12 protein-coding genes are annotated in these 20928 nt (G+C 37.0%); 6 read left to right on the top strand and 6 right to left on the bottom strand.

The window, feature by feature from the left end:
* Nucleotides 1-37 precede the first annotated feature (37 nt).
* The gene (locus CLV96_RS13330; protein ID WP_004785080.1) at nucleotides 38-3463 is read right to left on the bottom strand and encodes a chitobiase/beta-hexosaminidase C-terminal domain-containing protein; all 3426 of its coding nucleotides are present in this window, start codon (nucleotides 3461-3463) and stop codon (nucleotides 38-40) included.
* A gap of 548 nt (nucleotides 3464-4011) precedes the next feature.
* Between CLV96_RS13330 and CLV96_RS13325 the strand changes: the two genes are divergently transcribed.
* The 3 genes from CLV96_RS13325 to CLV96_RS13315 all read left to right on the top strand — a co-directional run bounded on the left by CLV96_RS13325 (nucleotide 4012) and on the right by CLV96_RS13315 (nucleotide 7030).
* On the top strand, nucleotides 4012-5616 hold the full coding sequence (locus CLV96_RS13325; protein ID WP_243836481.1) for a hypothetical protein: 1605 nt from the start codon (nucleotides 4012-4014) through the stop codon (nucleotides 5614-5616).
* A gap of 170 nt (nucleotides 5617-5786) precedes the next feature.
* Nucleotides 5787-6164 carry a DUF1304 domain-containing protein gene (locus CLV96_RS13320; protein WP_004786378.1) on the top strand — a complete coding sequence of 126 codons (378 nt, stop codon included), beginning with the start codon at nucleotides 5787-5789 and terminating at the stop codon, nucleotides 6162-6164.
* Nucleotides 6161-7030, top strand: a complete 870-nt coding sequence (locus CLV96_RS13315; RefSeq protein ID WP_004787273.1) for an RNA polymerase sigma factor — start codon at nucleotides 6161-6163, stop codon at nucleotides 7028-7030. The genes CLV96_RS13320 and CLV96_RS13315 overlap by 4 nt, the downstream gene beginning before the upstream one ends.
* Here the strand turns inward: CLV96_RS13315 and CLV96_RS13310 are convergent.
* Nucleotides 6998-7894 (bottom strand): AraC family transcriptional regulator, encoded by an 897-nt coding sequence (locus CLV96_RS13310; protein WP_004787107.1) that lies wholly within the window; start codon nucleotides 7892-7894, stop codon nucleotides 6998-7000. The two genes, CLV96_RS13315 and CLV96_RS13310, sit on opposite strands and share 33 nt — an antisense overlap.
* A 146-nt stretch (nucleotides 7895-8040) precedes the next feature.
* Here CLV96_RS13310 and CLV96_RS13305 point away from each other — a divergent pair, with 146 nt between their 5' ends.
* Nucleotides 8041-8889 (top strand): NAD(P)H-binding protein, encoded by an 849-nt coding sequence (locus CLV96_RS13305; RefSeq protein ID WP_004784780.1) that lies wholly within the window; start codon nucleotides 8041-8043, stop codon nucleotides 8887-8889.
* 292 nt (nucleotides 8890-9181) lie between these two features.
* The gene (locus tag CLV96_RS13300; RefSeq protein WP_004786804.1) at nucleotides 9182-10681 is read left to right on the top strand and encodes a hypothetical protein; all 1500 of its coding nucleotides are present in this window, start codon (nucleotides 9182-9184) and stop codon (nucleotides 10679-10681) included.
* 47 nt (nucleotides 10682-10728) lie between these two features.
* On the opposite strand, the gene CLV96_RS13295 is transcribed toward CLV96_RS13300, so the two are convergent.
* Nucleotides 10729-11139, bottom strand: coding sequence for a DUF5329 family protein (locus tag CLV96_RS13295; protein WP_004786417.1), 411 nt, complete (start codon nucleotides 11137-11139; stop codon nucleotides 10729-10731).
* A 143-nt stretch (nucleotides 11140-11282) separates the two neighbouring features.
* On the opposite strand from CLV96_RS13295, the gene CLV96_RS13290 reads away from it, so the two are divergent.
* Nucleotides 11283-11954 carry a TetR/AcrR family transcriptional regulator gene (locus CLV96_RS13290; protein ID WP_004784116.1) on the top strand — a complete coding sequence of 224 codons (672 nt, stop codon included), beginning with the start codon at nucleotides 11283-11285 and terminating at the stop codon, nucleotides 11952-11954.
* Here the strand turns inward: CLV96_RS13290 and CLV96_RS13285 are convergent.
* Genes CLV96_RS13285 through CLV96_RS13275 form a run of 3 tightly spaced genes read right to left on the bottom strand, consistent with a single transcriptional unit; the run spans nucleotide 11951 to nucleotide 20842 of the window.
* Nucleotides 11951-13537 (bottom strand): sulfatase-like hydrolase/transferase, encoded by a 1587-nt coding sequence (locus CLV96_RS13285; protein WP_004787082.1) that lies wholly within the window; start codon nucleotides 13535-13537, stop codon nucleotides 11951-11953. The genes CLV96_RS13290 and CLV96_RS13285 overlap by 4 nt on opposite strands.
* Nucleotides 13538-13586: 49 nt before the next feature.
* Nucleotides 13587-15776 carry a transglycosylase domain-containing protein gene (locus CLV96_RS13280; protein ID WP_208325397.1) on the bottom strand — a complete coding sequence of 730 codons (2190 nt, stop codon included), beginning with the start codon at nucleotides 15774-15776 and terminating at the stop codon, nucleotides 13587-13589.
* Entirely contained in the window at nucleotides 15773-20842 is a 5070-nt protein-coding gene (locus tag CLV96_RS13275) for an alpha-2-macroglobulin family protein (RefSeq protein WP_004784061.1), read from the bottom strand. Before CLV96_RS13275 ends, CLV96_RS13280 begins: the two co-directional genes overlap by 4 nt.
* Nucleotides 20843-20928 lie beyond the last annotated feature (86 nt).

Genomic DNA, 20928 nt, shown 5'->3' with positions numbered 1-20928 from the left:
TGAGACCAAGCCCTTCGGATCCCTGGCGCGGGAGACTTCACCAGATAAAAAGGGAGGGTTTACGCGAATTTGCACCATTTTGTGTAACCACAAATAATTTGCCGGTATATTGGTTGATCAAAACAACAGGAAAGGTTCCCGAATACATGCCTTGCCCTGCCGAAATATCTTTATAAGAACAATTTGTTCCTGCTAAATCACATCGAATCAATTTTGGCTTATACGAATTTTGTAAATCGTTTATCGCAACTAAGACTTTACCGTTATTCATATCTAAGGTAGAGCCAATATATCGGTAACTTTGGTTTAAATTCGGTGTGGCTGCAATGTCCGTGTTTGAGCAATTTGTACCGTCCAAATTGCAGCGAATCAAAGAAGGAGCGCCTCCAGTTGTAGATCCCCGCTGAGTCGCAACAATCAACTTCATATTCGTATAATCAATATTGGGACTTGGAAAATAACCTACATAGCCAGAAGAAATATCTATATGTATACAATTACTTCCATCAAGATTACACCTGTAAAGACTCGTTTTACCACCATTCGCTTCATTGGTAGTAAAGCTCAAAAGTTTTCTATTGGTTTGATCAATTAATAAATTTAGAAATTTTCCTGAATTTGCACCTTGACCGGCAGAAATATCTGTGTGAGAACAATTTGACCCATCAAATTCACATCTAAATAAACTTAGCTTTCCACTATTGGCATCATTTGCACTTACTACTAACAATTTTTGATTAAAATTATCGATTACAATTTTTGGACCAGTTGTATGTTGTATTGCCTCACCGGCTGAGTATGTACCTTGTCCTGCAGAAATATCCGAATGCGTACAGCTTGTCCCATCCAAGTTGCAACGAAATAAACTTGGTTTACTATTATTTGAAACATTTCTAGTTACCACTAGTAATTTTTGATTTGAGTAATCAATTACAGCATTTGGATATCTGCCTGAATTACTTCCCTGTCCAGCTGATAAATCAGTATGAGAACAATTCGAACCATCAAAATCACATCGAAACAATCCAGGTTTACCGTCGTTTGCATCATTCGTAGTAACTACCAAAATTTTCTGATTAATTGAATCAATATTGAATGATTGCACTGCACCTGAAATAGAACTATTTCCTGCTGCACTTAATCCTTGTCCCGCCGATATATCTACATGTGTCCCCGAGACATTTGTTCCAGGCGCAGTAACTGTTGTCAAAGCCATCGCTTCAAACAAAGAAACCGCACTACTGCCTAACGCATTGTTCACTACCACTCTAAAGTAATACAATGTCCCACTAGTAAGTCCCGTAATCGTAACATAAGGATCGGTCACTGGCCCAAAACTACTGGATGCTGTTGTTACCCCAGGACTTGTGCTATAGTACACTGTGTACGATGTGGCTCCAGTGACTGGCCACCATTGAACAATCGCACTTGATTCCCCAGCTTGCGCTTCCACAAAAGCAGGAGCATTCGGTGGACCTACATGGAAACTTTGGTTCCCAGCAGTGCTTAAGTTTCCTGCCAAATCTCGAGCCAAGTATTTGACTTGGTTGCTACCATTAGCAAGAGCTACCGGGGATGAATAAACAGTTCCATTGGTGACGGCACCACTTCCATCAAACGTAGGTTCTGTGCCATTCAAAGTATAAATCATTTTATCACAACCAGATCCGCCCGTATCGGAACAACTGAGTTGGAGTTGGGTTCCTGATACAAACGGGCCAGAGCCAGAAGGAGAGGCCATCGTTACCACAGGAGCCGTTGTGTCTTTATTCGAATTTCGGGTTGTAGATCCAAAACCACCAATTAAATTTGCGACACAAATGCGGATGGTATTATCTCCTTCAGTAAAATAGGAGTTGGCGATCGTGGAAGTGATGTCTGTTGTTGTAGCAGCATTTCCCGAAACATTGGCATTGTTGCCTGTATTGGTAAGAGCGGTTCCATTGGCACAACTAGATCCACCCAAACGGATTTGGTAGGAACCAGCCTTGCTACTTTGCCAACTAATGGATACGTTTGATGAACCATTTATTGCAGCTGTATGAGAATTCACCGTGATGGTGGCCACTTGAGTGTCCACAGTATAATTTGCCGTATTCACACCAGAAACATTGCCCGCTTTGTCACGAGCCACAAACTTCGTATAGGTGACGGCGCCATCAGTCATAGAAATGGCACTTGTGTATAAAGTCCCACTACTAACGGTTCCTGTCGTTCCCTGGATAGCAGGGTTTGAAGGTGCAGAACCAGCTTGTACCGCATAGGCGATCTGATCACAACCAGCACCACCGGTATCAGAACAAGAAAGAGAAACAGAGGTTGCTACACCATAGTTTCCTGCTCCAGGATCAGCGGTCACAACCGGTGCAGTATCATCTCTTTGCAAACTCACAGAAACAAATCCAATCAATCCATTGGATCCAGTTACGCAAATACGATATGTCTTTGTACCTTCCCCTGTAAAATGTGTATGAGAACGAACAAACCCTTGGTCTACGTTTGCCGTGACAGAACCTGTTGTGGCAATGGTACCTGAATCACAGGAACTACCTTCTCTCACTGTAAAAGATCCAGAGCGATCTGATCTCCAAGTGGCTGTGGAACTGCTAATGGCTCCTGCGGATGCACTGATGGCTGTTGCCGATTGACTGACAAGGGTCAGTGCCGGAATTTTAGTATCGATCGTATAAACGATGCTAATGGGTGTAGAAACATTTCCTGCTAAGTCACGACAGATAGCTTGAAGGGTATGGGTTCCTTCTGAAGATAAAGAAATAGCTTTTGAAGAAGAAACAATGATAGTCCCATGTTTTGGTGAAAAACTAGGAGTCGATGCATCTAAGGTATAAACAATCGACCCTGGTGCTTTGTTATCTGAACAAGTGAGAGTTGTCGTTTGTGTTGTGGAGAACGTTCCAGTTAACAAGGAACTGGTGATAGTCGGAGATGTTGTATCACCGAGGATAGTAACGATAGCGGTATCATTAGGAGTTCCATCCCCATCGGTATCAAAACCAATCGGATTTCCACTTCCATCCACAATGATGACAACAGGATTTCCTGTTCCTCCAGGGCCAGTGGTAAGAAAACCGGGAGGGTTTGGGCTAATATAATAATCTGGTAATCCATCCCCGTTGCTATCGACAGCATCGGGAATCCCATCTCCATTGGTATCGATGAGGATTAGGTTCGGAGTGGTTCCACCGGTTAGATTGATTCCATCGGATACACCATCTCCATCAGAATCCACTAAGGTTCCGTCTTTTTTTCCATCACCTGACAGATCAATTGTTGCACCTGGTGTTAAATTTTGGGAAGAAGTGGGAGATCCACCGACCAAGCCAAATAGAAAGGCAAATAAACTAAAGTCTGTTTGGTTATTTCCGTTGGGAAAAAAAAGAAGACAATTGTTAGTGAATAGAAAGAGAAAAGAAAGATGGTAAATTTGTTTTGGAATTCGCATTAAAAAATTAACCTAGAAGTTTAGAGATACATTAACAGATTTTAATGTATTAATTTTTTTATGTTCGCAGACAGCTAATTTTCATTAGCTTGTTCAAAAAGTTTAAAATTTACGTTAAAAACGGTCGAAAAAAGAGGTTTGCACCAGTTTTAGCGGTTTGGTAGGTTTCAATATTCAAGATACTGGTAACGGGAGAACAGTATCTGTAAAAAACTTCTGTCATTTTCCGGCAACAAATGGTGGTTTAGAATTCTCGACCAAACTTCCAACGAAAACAACCTGGATCCATGCGGCATTTCGCTACAGACAACAAGGACTAATACCAAAAGCTTTTCTCGAAAAAACTTCATATTCAATATATAAAAACAATAGAATATTCTAATTTTTGCAAATACATCCAATACCAAAAGAACAATTCAGGAAAACGTTTCCGAAAAGGATAGGTTTTTTTAGGGATTTCGACAAAGGGCTTGAGAAATTTGCGACTTCCTGTGAAATGACCAAAAAAACAGAAAACGTTCCCGACTGATGGGAAATTTAGTTTGGCAATGAAACAACTTAGAAATTTAAAATGGAAGTTCTTTATACTTCTGTCTTTTACCACTACCGTATTGCAGCTTAACAACTGCAAGTTGGACTTAAACAATCCCAAAGACCCAATGTCCAAAAGTTTTACGGAAACTTGGCTTTGGGAAGAATACCTACGCAGTTTATGTAATCCCAACGCAAAAGCGACTCTCCGATTAGGAACTGGAACTTACAAAACCTATCCTTACAAATTACTCAAACTCAAAAATGGAAACTTTTTAGTCACTGCAGGAGTTTTTGAAGAAGTAGTTTGGAATGGAAAAACCACTGGGAAAAATTTTTCTTTTACAGGTACACCTGGAACCGATCTGAATGTGATTGTATTTTTAGTCAATGGAAGGACATTCCAAATTGAATGGTTGGATTATATGGGCCAACTCGTTTCTTCTTCGGATAAAAAAGAATCAGCACCGATCACCGAATTATCTAATGGGGATGTGGTAGCCACTGCATATATCAAAAGTGCAGAACAAGGAAATCCTCTTTCCCCCAAATCTAATGCCAATTCATTGTTTCTTGTTCGTTACAATGCAAGTGGAAGTCGTGTATGGAGTACTTACTTAGATAAAACGGATAATTCGATCGTTGAAAATCGATTTGCACTGGTAACAGATGCAATGGACAACATACATTTATTTTTCAATGGACGTGGAATTTCTGCGACTCCCGATACTTTTGGATTTGGCGAGTTCCCAACGATGGAAGTAGCTTCCTATGCAAGTAATACTGGTGTAGAGGAAATCGGATGGGGAATGATTTCTTCTCAAGGACAACCCATCAGACAAAGATATTTACCATCTTATGGAAGGGTTTTTGTCTTAAATGCCGCCTACGGTCCAGACCACTCTATCCTTCTTTTTGGAGCTGCTGATGACAATTATGTTGGATCCACCGGGCATCCATTGCCTTCTTACTATTACCAAAGGCCAATGGTGACAAAACTTTCAATTGCAGATTTTTCTATAACGAATAAAACTTATCTCGGATCCATCGGTGCAAGTTTTACGATTGGTGTCATCTATGGAATTGCACCAGCACAAGATGGAGTATACACCACAGGGATCAATGCTGGAGACTTCGGAACCTCTTTTCATTCTTACCAACTATATCCTACATCAACTAATTTTCGAAATAATATTTTTTCTAAATTTGATTGGAACGGAAATTTGATTTGGAACCAATTTCTTGGTTCAACTACAATCGATACTTTAGAAATTCCAACTATCATTGGTTATGTTTCAGAAACAAATACAATAAAATCATTTGGTTTTTCGTTAGAAGATGGAAGCCATTATACTGGGTTTACTATTCCAACAACGGGAAATGGATCTAATCCGTACCAGCGAACAACTTTAAATATAGCTGGGGATACCGGACGATACCAATCCATTCATTATGAAACTAGCTTTTACAATTATCCCGCAACAACAGAACCCCTGCAATATACAATTGCAGCAACGGAAGCCTGTGGGGGAAGGATGGTTCGATTGAAAAATGTTTTAGACCTAAGTACCGAATTGGGAGTATTGGAATTGACGACAAGGCCCATGAATGAAGAACCATAAGTTTATCCCTTTTCCACTCCTTAGAATCTTAAGAACGATCTGAATTTCAATGGAAAAGGCAGACGGAGTCCCTTTATTGGATCACGTTTTTTTTATTTTTTTCTTCCCAATCTGTCACAAAAGGTAAGATCAATTGTCCCAATAGAAAAACTGTTCTTTAGGAGAATTCGATGAAACTCACTTCCTTCATTCTAACTGCATTTGTTGCAGTAGAACACGTGTTCATTTTGGTATTGGAAATGTTCCTTTGGAAAACCGATCTAGGGATGAAAATTTTTCAGTTAACACCGGAAACAGCAGAAATTACGGCAAAACTTGCAAAAAACCAAGGCCTCTATAATGGCTTTTTGGCGGCTGGACTTTTTTGGGCTTTATTCTTTATCAAAGACCAAAGCCAAAAATTCCAAACCATCTTGTTTTTTCTCATTTGTGTGGTTGTGGCTGGAATTTACGGTTCAGCAACTGCCAAATTTTCAATTTTGTTTTCGCAAGGGTTGCCTGCATTCCTCGCTCTCGTACTACATTACCTAACAAACAAAAATCAATGATAGACGATCCGCATCTTTTATTATTAGAAAGTTCACTTGCTGGAAAAACAAAAGCATTGGAAGAATTAATTCAAATCTTCCAACCAAAATTATTTTCCTTGGCGTTGAAGTTTTTATGGAATCCAGAAGATGCGGAAGACGCCACTCAAGAAATTTTGGTGAAAGTGATTACGAACTTAAGTAGTTTCCGGAAAGAAAGCAAACTTTCTACCTGGATCTATCAAATCGCTAGTAACCATTTGATCAATGTACAAAAATCAAAAATGGAACGAAGGAAAATTCACCTACGTGCCATCCGTGAAGAATTACACCGAACGCAAAAGTCTTACTACTCTCCATCAGAATTTCCAACCATTACACTAGAAGAAGAATCATCTCCCAATGTTTCTGAACTTGTTTTACATGTTCAGGTGGCTTGCACCTATTCTATGTTACAAGGTCTATCAAGGCCATATCGAATGGCTTATCTTTTAGGAGAAGTATTTCAAACTTCCAGTGAAGAAGGTGCTTCCGTTATGGGAATTCGTCCAGAAGCGTTCCGCCAAAAGTTATCCAGATCCAGAAAACAAATGGAAACATTTCTTGGGAAAGAATGTGGACTCACAAAAGCTGAGAACCCTTGCCATTGTCCCAATCGAATTGGGTATGCGACAAGAGCCGGAAGAATAAAATCCTATCTCAAACTATCGGAACAAATGAAACTAGATGGTAGATGGAAAGAAACAAAACCAATGATGGTAAATACTTCAAAAATCCGAAAAGCAGCAGAAGTGTTTCGCAATCATCCAGAATTTTTACCCAAAAAAAACCAATTAGAAAATATTAAATCGTTATTAAACAACTCGTTTCCACTCACGGCTCGGTGAATTTCCATAAATTCGTTTATAAGCTTTCGAAAAAGAAAAAGCGGATGCGTAACCAACATTTTGTGCAACTTCTTCCAATCCAATATTTCCTTTTTGGAATAATTCTTTTGCCTTTTCCATTCTAAGTTTTGTCAGATATTCCATTGGAGGAATACCTAAAACATCTCGAAATCGGTTTGCAAGATTTGCTCGAGAAACTCCAGTTTCCTTAGCTAAGGATTCAATCGTCCACTCTTTGCTATATCCATTATGCAATTTTTCCAATGCATACAAAACCAATGTGTCATGGAATGCCTTAATCCATCCGACCTGTGAATTAACATGATTGTTTAACCACATCCTTAACAAATAATATAATAAAATGTCTGTTAATCTTTGGACGATCAAATCAGTTCCTAAATTCAATTCTAATTCTCTGGAAAGGATTTGAATAATGTCTCCGAGTGCATGATGAGCTTGAATCGTTTCATAAGGAATATGTATATATTCAGGTAATTCCAAAAACAATGGGTGGACAGGTCCTGGTGGAACTTCGTATCTCACAGAAACAAAAGTCGTAACTGGTTTTTCATTTTTTATCTGTGTTTTCTTTTCACCTAAAAAACGTTCAATGGTGACTACTTTTGCTTTTGGATCGGACAATAATTCATGATTGGTTCCCCTGGTAATGAATATCAAATCCCCTTTATGCAAGGGAATCATCGTATTTCCCATTCTCGCATAACAACTACCTTGTGTTACAACATGGAACCCCCCACTCTTTTCACAGGGGAAATGAAATCCAAAACTTTGGTATATTTGGCCTTTGGAGAGCAGGTCATTTGTCCAACCGGCAGAGGAGAGAATATCCGATAGTAGATCCATACCCCCATTTTTCCAAATCCACCCAAAGGTCTACTATTTTATACGATTGGATATATTTTTAATATTTTATGACATAGACAGTATAGAAAATCTTCGGTATCATAGAGGAACAATAAAGGATTTAAATCCAAAATCAAGGATATCGTATGAAAGTATTTGTTTATGGTGGTTCAGGACTTGTTGGGGGCCATCTCGTTGCCGAATTACAAAAACAGGGGCATGAAGTCTGGGCAGGATCCAGAAAACCAGAAGCCCAAAAAAACAGCGCCAATTTGCATTGGGTATTTGCTGATTCATCCAACCTTACAAAAGGATTAGAAGTTTTGGAACAAGTGGACGCAGCTTATTTTTTAAGTCCTCCGGGCCAAACCAACCAATTTGAAATCCTTTCTCCATGGATTGAAAAAGCAAAACAAGTCCGTTTAAAAAAATTAGTTCTTATGACGGCAATGGGTGTGGACCATGCGCCACCAGAAGCGCCCTTTCGCAAAACAGAGATTTTGTTAGAAGGAGCAGGGATTCCATGGAATATCATTCGTCCTAACTGGTTTATGCAAAACTTCCATACCTTCTGGATTGCCGGTATCAAACAAGACCAAAAAATTTACTTTCCTGGTGGAAATGCAAAAACAAGTTTTATCGATGCAAGAGACATTGCCTCTGTTGCTGCAGTACTTCTTACAACGACAAAATACGACAACCAAGCCTTCACCTTGACTGGCCCAGAGTCCATCGATCATAATGAAGTTGCAAAACACTTAACAAGTGTAAGTGGAAAAAATATTGAATATGTTGATGTTGATCCAAAAGTCTTTGAATCCTCACTTGTTTCAGCAGGGCTATCGAAAGATTATGCTGCTTTTCTTGTGATGATTGCTGGTGCACTGAAAGAAGGATTTTCTGCTCCAATTCTTGACACTGTCAAAACCCTAACAGGAAAAAACCCGATTTCTTTCGCAGAATACGCAAAAGATTTTGCAAGTTCTTGGAAATAGATCCGAATCAGATTTTTGGAGAAACTTAGATGTGGTTGGCGGCACCGTCAGCCACATCTTCAAAATTATTGAACCCAAAATTTCTTACCATGATTGCAGCTAAGAGTTTTCTATTTTGTATGGCAGAATACACTACAAGATTGATTTTTTTTTACAGCCCTTGTTTACAATTTTTTTCCAAAAACCAAAACTATTTAAGAAATAATTGAAAAAGTAAATTCAATTACAAAAACAAATCGTCACCTAACCCCTAAAAAGATGATATGGTTATATCCTTTTCTGGATTATCTATATGTTGCGTATCATTTCTACTTTTGCCCTTTTAATCTTAGTATTCTCCTGTAAATTAAACCTGAACAACCCTAATGATCCTGCTACGAATGATTTTTGGTTACGAAACCTAATCCAATCATCCCTTTTGAACAACGGTTGTGCCAACTTTTCGCAGTGGAACAGACGTTATGGTTCCGGTACTTATTCTACTTATGGTACAGATTTTCAATTTTTGCCAAATGGAGATATCATTGTAGTCGGAATTACTGAAGATCCGATCGTATCTGGAATGCCGATGGGAGTGACTGGATCTTTTGAGGGAACACCCGGAGTGACTAAGAATTTTTTTATATTGCGCCTTTCAAGAAACAACGGTGACATACAATGGGTTGATTATTTAGGAGAGTCATATAGCTCCCTTACATTTAACCCAAAACTGCATTTATACTCTAATGGCGATTTAGCGGTCAGTTTTCTTGCAATGGGTATAGGACAATCCGTTCCATCCAATCTTTCACCAAAAGCAGATGAAGGAATGTCTGTTTACCTGGGAAGGCACAGAGGTGATGGAAGTCGTGTTTGGTATACTTATTTGGATACAGTGGCTTTAGGACTTTACTTGGTCACAACTGTCGACAATTTTGACAGATTCCATTTTTTTGCATCTAACGAAGGTTCTTCTGGACACACACCATTTTCGGAACTTCCGCCAGTTCAAAATGTATCTTTGGGTGGTGAAAGTGATACAGACATATTATATGGAAGTGTCGATCCTTACGGAAATGGACTGTTTCAAAAATACATTACAAGTTCAGGGAATGACTTTGGATTTAATGTATCTTACTCAAATGGATACATATATTTAGCAGGAACGACCGACGGAAGTGTGGAAGGAACCACTCACCCTAATCCTGGCACACAGCTACCGTATATAACGAAGTTTAACATCTTGAGTGGTACCCGAGATATGTTTGTATATAATGGTTACACAAGTGCAACTTACGGAGATAGTAGACAAATCGTAATCTCAGGAACATCAATTTTACAACTTTTAACAACGAATTTATCATGGAGTTCAGTGATAAAAGAACCAATCCAAAGTGACACCCAACATTATGCTTTTGCTCAGTACAATTTGAACGGTAGTTTAGAATGGATATCCTTTTTAGGCTCTTCTAGTGGTGACGTCCCTAACTTTGAGGAACCACCAACCTTACTAGATTCTACCGGGTTTTGGCGAAACAGATCTCGAGTCCCGAATACTATTGATCGTTATAGTTCTGGTGGCAGCGTCGCAACGGGAACAGGATCCGGTAATTATCAAATTGCCGATGTTTGGATACGTCCCGATGGCATCTTTGATAGAATTCGTTATTCTTCTAACTTAGGTGGAACAGAATCCAAACGTACAGACCAGATGAAAGAACTATGCACTGGGAAAATAGGATTTATGGACAAAGTGTTCACAACAGAAAGCGACTCACCGTCACAGTTAGGATTTCAAACTTCAGAAGAATAAACTGTGTAGTTTTATTCAAAATGGAAGAGATAAAAATCTCCATTTTATTATAAACAGGACTCAATTTTCTTTAATTCTGCAGATAACCAGTCTGCTGATTTGATTTCTTTTCCATCTGCAAATTTAATTTGGTAAGGAGTCCCCGAAAGAAACGATTTAGAAGCAATTTTTTCGATGAATAATTTGGCAGTCCATTCCTTTGGGTCAGGTGCAAAGAAAGAATTTTTCGCTTCTTTCAATTTGTATCTAAGGTGTTTCTCTGCTTCTTCTGCTGTATGTGATTCTCCATTTCGAATGAAACTCCCTTGGAGCACTCCGACTTTTTTTAATAGTTTTTCTATTTTTTCTTCCTCTGTAAGAGGTAAACAAACATTGGATTTTCCTGAAACATTCGAAACCTCGATCACAAATAACAAAACAAATGCAATAAAATAGCATATGAAACCACGAAGCGTCATAAACTCTCCCTCATCTCTATCACTTCAATCTTCTCGCTGACTTTAAGTCAAATATAAATGACTGATGGTTGTTTTGAATTGACCTCTAGTCAATAAGCCGTTTTTTTCTAGCATATTTTTTCGGATTCTTCTACTCTGGAGGTATGAGTCGCCTGTCGGTTGCGGAACGTTCGCCCAAAAAAAGAGCAGTATTGGAAAAAGATAAACTTTCCAAACGAACATCTATTCTTCAATCAGCAGCCTTCCTTTTGCAAAAAAAAGACTGGTCCGAACTTTCAATGGATGAAGTTGCGAAACGAGCCAAAATAGCAAAAGGAACATTGTATTTATACTTCCCTACCAAAGAAGATCTCTGTCTTCGCGTACACATAGCAGATTATGAAGCATGGTTCTTAGATATGGAATTGTTTCTTACTGAAACAAAGAACATAGACGCCGAAGGATTTTCAAAATGGTTTGTTGAATCTATGGATCGACATATTCGTTTTTTAAAACTCCTTCCCATTGTTCCAACGATATTAGAAAAAAATGCAAGTGTTGAAACCATTCGAGAATTCAAACTTAGTTTAAAAGTACAAATCTTTAAAATTCTTCCACTCCTTATCCAAACTTTTCCATTTCTAAATGAAAAATCAGGTTTTATATTTTTGATGCAATGTCATGCCTTGGCCGTTGGATCTTGGTCTCACGGTTTTCCCTCCAATCAATTTCGAGAAGCAGTAAAGGACGATGGATTAGATATGTTTGTCCTAGACTTCAAAAGTTTTATTAGCACCTCTATTTTGACACTTCTTAATGGAATTAAATCCTCTTAATACATGCCCGAATGGATTTGATTTTTTATTTTTTGTTTCAATCTTAAATCAGTGATAGGAACTCTCTGTTTTTCTGACCAGTCCATTTGAATTAATCGATCTCGATCACTATGATAAATATATTTTTTATCTTTAATGATCCAAGATTTTTGAATTTCCGAATTCCAAGTTTTCAAAAATAAATTCGGTTGGTAATTGGGATCAAAAAAATCTGTTTCTAAATTGTTTTTTGTTTTCCCATCATTTGTATTTAATAAGTGTAAAATGGTATCTTTAAAATTGACTGAAGTTCCAAGTTTTGGAAGGTAAATTTGGCCAGACTTTATAAAATACAACAAAAAAGGAACATCCGTTTCCTGATTGTACAACGAATAATTGTGGGCATGTGCTCCCTCTTCTCCAAAAGATTCACCATGGTCTGCCGATATGATCAAAACAGTGTCTCTAGGTGAATTATCCTTCCAATAGGAAATAATTGAATCAATTACAGTAAGCTCTTCTCTTAAAGAAGCTTCATAACGAATCAACGGCGAGTGCCATTGAGTCTGAGAATCTTCATTTGCAACAAAATAAGGACTATGCGTTTGACTGAGACCTATCAAAACAAATAAAGGTTTTTTATCTGATCCAAACACCTGTTTCATTGCAGAAAGAACCACTCGGTCATCCATTCCCCAACTAAACGAGGGATAGAGTTTTCCATACTTTTCTTCCAAATAAGATTTATCCCAAACAGTCTGAAAAATTTTTGGGAAAAAACGATCCATTCCTTCAAAGTAAATGGACTGAGTATAAATCAAGAAGGTTTGATAGCCGTATAAATTCTCTAATTGTTTGGGAAGATTCAAATGCAAAAGAGAATCATTAAATGACAAACGAGTAGAATTCAATTGTGAATCTCCCGTTAACCAAGTAAAAATACTTTTAGAAGTATGTGGCATAGGAATCCAAAAATGAGAATCTTTAAGAACTGAAAAATCAATATAATTTGATTTAGTCTTTACTAGGTGTTTTCTTCCGACTCCTTCTAACATAACCAAAACAAGATTTGGTCGCCCAGGGATTGACTCTAAAAAGTTTTTTCCTTTCAAATTTTTATGACTAGTATTTGGGTTGGAATGATTCAATATTTTTCTTCGTTCAGAATCAAAACGAAGGACTAATACAAAAAAAACACCAAATAACAATACATAGGTGATTATTTTTCGATTTCGGAATAGTAAAACATAAAATCCCATTCCGAATGTTATCCATTGCGCAACTTGCCATTGGTAGAAAAAGTAAATGACATCTGAATACAAATAATGGATATGATTCAAAAAATAGAAAACAATTTCAAATGTTAACGCAGTTTGGTAAACTTCTTGGTATCCGAGAACAACCAAAAATAGAAACCACAAAAACAACCTAGTCACAATTTTTAAACGGAACTTATCTTTTGGATGATGATTTAGATAAAAATCCAAACACAAAGTTACCCCTGCTAATAAAGTCACACATAGCCCATGAAAATAAATCCAAACACCAAAAGAAAATATAATAGGACCTTGAAAAAAATATAAGAGTAGGTATAAAAGGGTCATCGGTGAATTTTTACTTTGAAAGAACAATTTCCAATTTATTAATTTATAATTATCTAACTTCAAAATCAACAGATGCCTTTTTCTCTTCTCCATCATATAACACCAAAGATTGTTTTCCCCTTATGATAGGTAATCTTAAATCTCCATTTAAAGAAGGTTTAAATTCGGTTTTCCCATTCCAAATTAATTTTGGCTCTTTTAAAGTATTAATTTCGCGAACTTTTACTGGAATACTCTGTGTTTCTTTTTCATAAGATGGATGATATAAATATATCTGCCCCATAGAAGGATAAACAAATCCAACTCCGAGTACAGACACATTCGTTTCTTCCTTGTGTTTATCGCAAAATTCCGATGAACCTTTTTTATTCCTTACTTTTAACGCAATAGATGGACACTGAGCCAAAGCCAATTTACCTGTTAGGCGACAAAAGTTTTTTGTTTCCGTGAACTTTGCCGTATAATCCGTTTTTGGACGATCTTTCATTAAATTCCTAAATATATTTTGTACAATTCTTCCTGCACCGAAAGAACCTGATACGTCCATCGTTCGTTCTCCAGAAAAATTTCCAACCCAAGCACCGACCACATAATAGTCATTAAATGCGACAGTCCAAGAGTTTCTATAATCCTTTGAAGTTCCCGTTTTGACTGAGACGGGAAAAGGAAAATCTAAATAACTCCTACGACCAAAGGCCCTTTGTCTAAGTTTTGGATCTTTTAAAACAAACTTAATTTCTTCAGCAGTTTCTTCAGAAAATAAACGGGTCGACGAACCAAAGTAAAAAGGATTTTTATCAATTTTCCCTAATCGAATTTTAGGCAATCTACCTCCCAAAAGGAAAGTTCCATATACACGTGTTAGCTGGAGAAGACTAGTTCCTCCAGATCCGAGCGCAAGTCCTGGCCCATAAAACTGAGGAGATTGTTTTAGGTGGGTATAACCTGCTGATTGTAGAAACCGATAAAAAGTGGTTACACCCATTTGATTGATTGTAGTCACAGCAGGTATATTTCTTGAATTTCCAAGTGCTTCTGCCAGTGTTATATCCCCCCAATACCGAAGGTCAGCATTTCTAGGTAGATAATTTCCACCTTGTCCCAAAGAATATGAATATTTTTCATCGGAAAAAATAGAATTAACACTATAAAAACCTTTTTCGATAGCAATCGCATATAACAGCGGTTTTAATGTACTTCCAGCATCTCTGTATGCCAAAGTACCGTTTACCATACCATTCCCGTCTTCAAAGAAATTTTTAGAACCAATCATTGCTTTAAGTTCTAGTTCATCCTCCTTACCAGGAACTCTTTCCAAAACGATTGCTGATGCGTTTGATACATTCCATCTCTCTAATCCTTTTAATTCGGAATTAACGATAGAGTTTAATTCAAAATTCAACTCAGAGGATATGGAAGAAACAAACTCCTCCGAAGGAATCAAAATCAACATTCGAATCCAATTGAGAAAGTGTTGATTTTCCCCTTTCCATTGGTCTGCATAATCCAATTTAACCTTAGAATGATGGTGAATCGTAAGTTCATTTGGGTCTTTGAGTATCGGAATTTCATAGGGAATTTTTTTTCTCAAATTGAGATACCGTAATGATAATTCCTCAAATTTTGTTTGGTTTTTTCGGATTAAAACAGTTAAATACAATGTTTCTTCAATCGACAAAAAACGAACATGCTTTCCAAATAACTCTAGTGATGCGGAAGGAAATCCAACAATATTTGAGTGAATGGAAACTGAATTTAAATAAGCTTCTAAAATCTCTGATTTAGTAAGCCATAACTCATATCGAAATGCCTCGATCACTTCCAAGCCCTTTCGCAGTAAAAAAGAATAATTCCGAATTTCAGGATTTTGAATTCGTACCAGTTGCATCGTAAGAGTAGAAGCTCCTCCCCTTTTTCCCTTGGAAAAAAAATAGGAGTAAAGAGAATTGAATCCCGCCAAAATATCAACACCATGGTGGACATCAAAACGTTTATCTTCAGCAATCTTTAAAATCTCAGGTACGAAACTAGGATACTCTTCAACATTTTCCCAATCTTGTTTTGTTTGATTTTGATTCTTTCCTCTCCCAATCAAGGTACCTTCTTTAGATAGGATACGAATTGTTATTTGATTTCGTAATGAATCAAAAGATATAGGTCGTAGCAAAAAACCTGCTAGCAGAAATGTAGTTCCTCCTACTAACAGGGTATAAATAATGAACTTTTTTTTAGAGATCAATCCACTTTCACTCGAATCGTATTGGTATTTCCATAAAACTGTGGATGATACATCAAAAATGTTTTTGATGCAGGCATGATTGAATTCCCTTTGGCAACAGGTCTCAAAATATAATTAAACTCCGTTTCTCCTCTTTCAATTCGGTCTTCTGAAAAAATCACTCGGTCATCACGATATTCTTTATAACTACCATAATAATTATCTGTAACTTCGGTGTCTTCGGCATCGGAATTTTTTTCAGTCAGAAAGGAAGTATTTACAATTTCTGTGTTACTAGGGATTGGATCGATGATCATTCCAAAGGCTTGATCCGAGTTACTTAACACTTTTAATTTCACAAGATAGGTAGATCCTCTTTGCAAGTTTGTTACCTCTTTCAATATGGGATCACCATTCGAGTCTCTTCCATCAATTCGGAATATTGTTTTTCTAATTTCCAGACCATTAAACTTTTGTGTGGTGGTGTCTTTTACAGGAATGTACATCAATCTAGATTGAAAGTAGAGTCTTCCTTCTGTACTTGTACGTTTAAAAAGTAAAGGACGGCTGGTGGGATCTTTTCCTTCAAAGAGACGGTCGAAGGTGATTTCTTCCTTATAAATAGAATCTGATGAAGGAGAAAAGGATTCATCAATCAAAGTTTTTTCACCAAAGATAGCCTGTCCTTCTGTTTCAGACGATGTCGACTCAAATCGATTTCTATATTCAGAAAGTGCTAAAGCAATGGTTCCTACGCTATGACTGTCCCCCCAGAAATGATTTTGTCGATCCATCATAATCGATTTTACTAAATCGACAATTCTAGGATTTTTTGAATCAACTCTGAGCAACAATCTTAAATAGTTTCCGAGGACAGTTGGAGAACTATAGTAAGAATAATAATAATATTCATCATTTTTTTGTTTAATCGGTTTTAGAGTGAATAATTCTTTTTCATATGAAATGTACTTAGTATATTCTAGAAATAACTTTTTAAAAACAGGATCTGATTCATAAGATTCAAGTTTGTGGGTTTCTGCATAAGCTGTTAAAAAAATACCACGTGATTTTAAATTTAGTTCTTCGAAATTATCTACCAATGTTTTCTCTAAGGAGTGGACATCCTTCTTGTCTTTCGAAAGAACCGAGTAAATTAAACTAAGAGTTTGATAGGAATTTGTCGAAGTTTCTGTTGGATTTTTGAAATAGTTTTGTAAGTATTGAATCGCAGTTTGGTACGCTTGCTGATTAGATCTTTTTCCTTTTTCTTTTGCTATCTGCATTACCGAAACAATGTAAGCAGTTAAGTATGGGTAACCTGTTCTTCCATGTCCTTTCCATACTTTAAAACTTCCATCGGCAGCTTGAAATTCAGACATCTCATCCAAAAACAACTTTTCGATTTGGGTAAAATCATAAGAATCTTTTGACGGTGCTTTGTACTGAAATTCTTTTAGCAACTCACCAGCACTCAAAGAAAGTAAATAAGCGGACGTTCTTTGTTCCATACAAAAATAAGGGTTTGATTCATAAAAATCAAAGGCTGATTTTAAGGCAGTAAGAGCAGTTCCCGACAAACGGATGTCTAACGATCCCTTATTGAGTAAAATAGAATCTTTTTTTGGAAAAGCGATTAAAGTTTTATGTTCCGAATCAGTATAACCCGAAAATTGCACGGAAGTTACTGGATCAAATTCTTTGATAGGAATCGTAACTGCCAAAACATCAGAAAGATCCGATTTTTTCATATCAGCAAACTCGGTGCCATTTTCCGGTTCCACTGAAATTTGATAAGCTAATTGAATCTCATCTTTTGGATGGTCCAGTTTTAATTTGATATACTGTGCTTCCGAGATTTGAAATGTTTTTAGCACTTCTTTCGTTTGGCCGGCAGCGAGTTCGATGGAAGACCAACCTTTGTCCTGTGAAAGAAATTTTGAATCGATTTTATATTTAAATTTTCCTTTTTTCTTCGTATTGTTTGTGATACTTCCACCTAACTCTAAACTATCGCCTACGCGAATGAATCGCGCAACAGTCTTCTGTAAAACTAAATTCTTTTTGACAATGAATTCAGAATTGGATGCTCCATATTTTCCATTAGAAGAAGAAACAACCATAACTCGAAATGTTGTTAAATTATCTGGTAACGTAAAACTTAAATCGGCATTGCCACTACTATCGGCTGTGACAACCGGGTTCCAATAAGCAGTGTAACGAAAATCCTTTCTTGCACCTGATTCTGATTCAGCAGAAAATCCTCCTCCTGAATCTTCACCATAGTCCCCTCCAGGGCTATCTCCTTTATTTTCGTATATATAATGTTTGATGATCATGCTACGAAGTTCAAAGGTTTTTACGATACTATACCAATATTGATAGAACATTTGCACTGGACTTTGAAAAGAGTACCCAACCAAATCCAATACCCCTCGATCTGCTACCGATACAGTGAGTTCGGCCCCAGGATTGGTTTGGATCGAAAGTTTAACTTGTTCTCTCGGTTGGTATTCGGCTTTATCCGTTTTGATAACTACCGGTGCAGTTCGAGAAGCTAAATTGACTTTTAAGGTGACGGAGCCTGTTTTGGCTTTTGGAGCACCTAAATCTTGTTCATTGAACTCTTTAATATCATCTGCAGAAAGTCCGTCAGGAACAGGCAATCTCCCGGACAACATAACAACATTTACATCTACGTTAGGAAGATAAGATTCTTCAATTGGAATTTCAAGAGGAGAACTGTTTCCTTTCATTAAGAAAGATTTTTTAAAATAAACAGAATCCCTTTCCACTGTGACAATCACCCGAGCATTCTGCAGAGGAGATTTGATTAAGATTTTTGCCTTATCGCCAATTTTGTATTCATTTTTATCCGAACGTAACTCGATGGAATCGTCACCACGAAAGTCCCAAGTGTAGTAAGATTCTTTTTCATAAGCGTAAAAATCCACTCGAGAAAATACTTTGTCCCGGTTTAAAACGAGAACAGTATAACTTCCGGAATCCTTCGCCCTGTATTCAAAAGAATTTCCATCTGCTTTCGAAGTGAGGTTTTTCACCTCTACAATTTTTTTTGTTAGTTGGTTGCTACGAAAAAAGAACTTTCCTAGACCTTTGGAAAGAACTGAAGTCCAATCATTATAGATGATATACGCTTTTAAATCAGCACCTGCTACTGCTTTACCTTGTACATTGACAGCCATTGCGCTAAATTGGAACGGTTTATCCATTGATTGGTATCGATCATTACATTTTAAGCCAACATAGGTTTCAGATGGATTGTAAGGTAAACTGGAAGACTTAGTGACAGATTTTCCATCTACATCAAAAACAGAAGATTCCACAATCAAGTTATATGAATCTGCAATTTCGATATTTTCTCCATCAGTGACAAACTTACTTGTTAAATCGCTAATCGGAATGTCCAAATTAAAAATACCTTTATTATCCAATACACCTTCAGATCCAGTTACATAATCAGAATTACCACTCGAATATTCGTCCTCGTAATCATTCCAAGTATCTGAAAAATCATAATTAGGAAAAGTATCAAAAGATATATACCTTTTCCTTTTTAGAACCGAATAACTAATCTTAGCTCCTGCCATCGGAGCCCCAAACATATATTTTCCCTCTACCGATCCTTTTAAATTTTGATTTTTATTTACATTATTTGCCAAATTTACGTTCACCATAAAATTAACAGGGCGGAATTCTTCTACTTGGAAGGTATCGTAAGTAACCGAGTATTCTTTTCCTGAAACATAAACTGATACAGAATAATGCCCAAGAGGAGCATCAGAAGGAATCAAGTAACTTGTGAAAACACCACCTTGTGATGTAGAAGTTAAATTTACATTTGATATATCCTTTCCTCTCGAATCTCGAATTTGTATATTTACTACTTTCGAAGAATAAGGAACCAAAACACCGTTTTTTCTATCAGCAAGGACAGTTTTCACCTCAACTCGATCTCCAGGTCGATATAGTTTCCGATCAAAGTAAATTTTTCCTTTTACATGGTTTTCTGTGTAATAGTCACTATAACCTTCAATATGTGTTTCATTAAAATGTAAAAATGCTTTATCACCAGAAGGATCTTCCGCAATTAACACAGATTTGCCGAATGCTTTAGTATCACTTATAGAAGGCGTCGTACAATAACCATCTTTATCCGTTTTACAAGTTCCACGCAGACTACCTTTTTCATACAAACTAATATCCGTATTCGCAACTGGTTCTGCTTTAGATAAACTATGAACCCAAACATGGATTGTATTTGGGTCTAATTTTGTCGTGATTCCTAAATTGGTAGATTGTAAAAAAATAGATTCTTTTTTGTACTCTTCTTTATTATTATCACCAATGACATTGGCACCTAACTGAAATGCTATCCAGGACTTTGTGTTTGGTTTGGGTCCAAAATATTGGTCAATATCCATTCCTTGATTTCCAAAAGAATTCACCTTGATGCCAGATTTCCAAACCGTCTTTTTCCAATTTAGTTGGTTTTCAAATTCATAATATTTATCGCCCAATGTTGCCACTGCATTTACAAGAACAGGAACTGACAATTCAGCAGAACGAATTTGGAATTCAGGCACATTTGAAATTGAAATAGGAAGTACTTTGTTTAAATTGGATTCAAATATATTTTCCCTGGATAAATAGAAAGATGGTTTTCTTTGCATTACCGGGAGTTTAAAGCTAACAGGTGTTTCTAAAAAACAATCATTCTCTGCATAAAACTTTTCGATTATGATTTCATAAGCAACACCTGGATCAAAATTCCAAGTATCGAGAGAAAACTCTCGACTTACATAATCAGAAAATTCGAATTTAGGATTGGATGGTTTTGGAGAAATTTGAACAGCGGATGTGAACTCTAACAAATTGGTATCTTCTGTAACGGTAAATCGATAATCCCAAAGATCCTCTAAATATTTTAAATCTGTAGTGTCGAGCTTCACCTCGATACGACAACTACTTGGAAAAATAGTGCGTTTAATGGAACGAAAAAAACCCGAAATGGAATGGCAAGAACTAAGAAAAAACAACAAACCAAAAGTAAGGACTAACTTACGCATATGGACTCCGAAATTCGAATGTCCCCTGTTCTACGATTGGCATTTCCCGTTGCCAACTCTTTCCTGAATGAAATGGAATTTCTTTC

This window comes from Leptospira meyeri (assembly GCF_004368965.1).
Classification (GTDB): Bacteria; Spirochaetota; Leptospiria; order Leptospirales; family Leptospiraceae; genus Leptospira_A; species Leptospira_A meyeri.
Note: the sequence above shows the minus strand (reverse complement) of the source record. Positions and strands in the feature narration are given on the sequence as shown.

Coding starts and splice junctions, on each gene's coding strand:
- CLV96_RS13275 (WP_004784061.1), bottom strand. CDS start 20,842: ATGCGTAAGTTAGTCCTTACTTTTGGTTTGTTGTTTTTTCTTAGTTCT.
- CLV96_RS13310 (WP_004787107.1), bottom strand. CDS start 7,894: ATGGATCTACTATCGGATATTCTCTCCTCTGCCGGTTGGACAAATGAC.
- CLV96_RS13325 (WP_243836481.1), top strand. CDS start 4,012: ATGAAACAACTTAGAAATTTAAAATGGAAGTTCTTTATACTTCTGTCT.
- CLV96_RS13290 (WP_004784116.1), top strand. CDS start 11,283: ATGAGTCGCCTGTCGGTTGCGGAACGTTCGCCCAAAAAAAGAGCAGTA.
- CLV96_RS13285 (WP_004787082.1), bottom strand. CDS start 13,537: ATGACCCTTTTATACCTACTCTTATATTTTTTTCAAGGTCCTATTATA.
- CLV96_RS13300 (WP_004786804.1), top strand. CDS start 9,182: ATGTTGCGTATCATTTCTACTTTTGCCCTTTTAATCTTAGTATTCTCC.
- CLV96_RS13330 (WP_004785080.1), bottom strand. CDS start 3,463: ATGCGAATTCCAAAACAAATTTACCATCTTTCTTTTCTCTTTCTATTC.
- CLV96_RS13315 (WP_004787273.1), top strand. CDS start 6,161: ATGATAGACGATCCGCATCTTTTATTATTAGAAAGTTCACTTGCTGGA.
- CLV96_RS13305 (WP_004784780.1), top strand. CDS start 8,041: ATGAAAGTATTTGTTTATGGTGGTTCAGGACTTGTTGGGGGCCATCTC.
- CLV96_RS13320 (WP_004786378.1), top strand. CDS start 5,787: ATGAAACTCACTTCCTTCATTCTAACTGCATTTGTTGCAGTAGAACAC.
- CLV96_RS13295 (WP_004786417.1), bottom strand. CDS start 11,139: ATGACGCTTCGTGGTTTCATATGCTATTTTATTGCATTTGTTTTGTTA.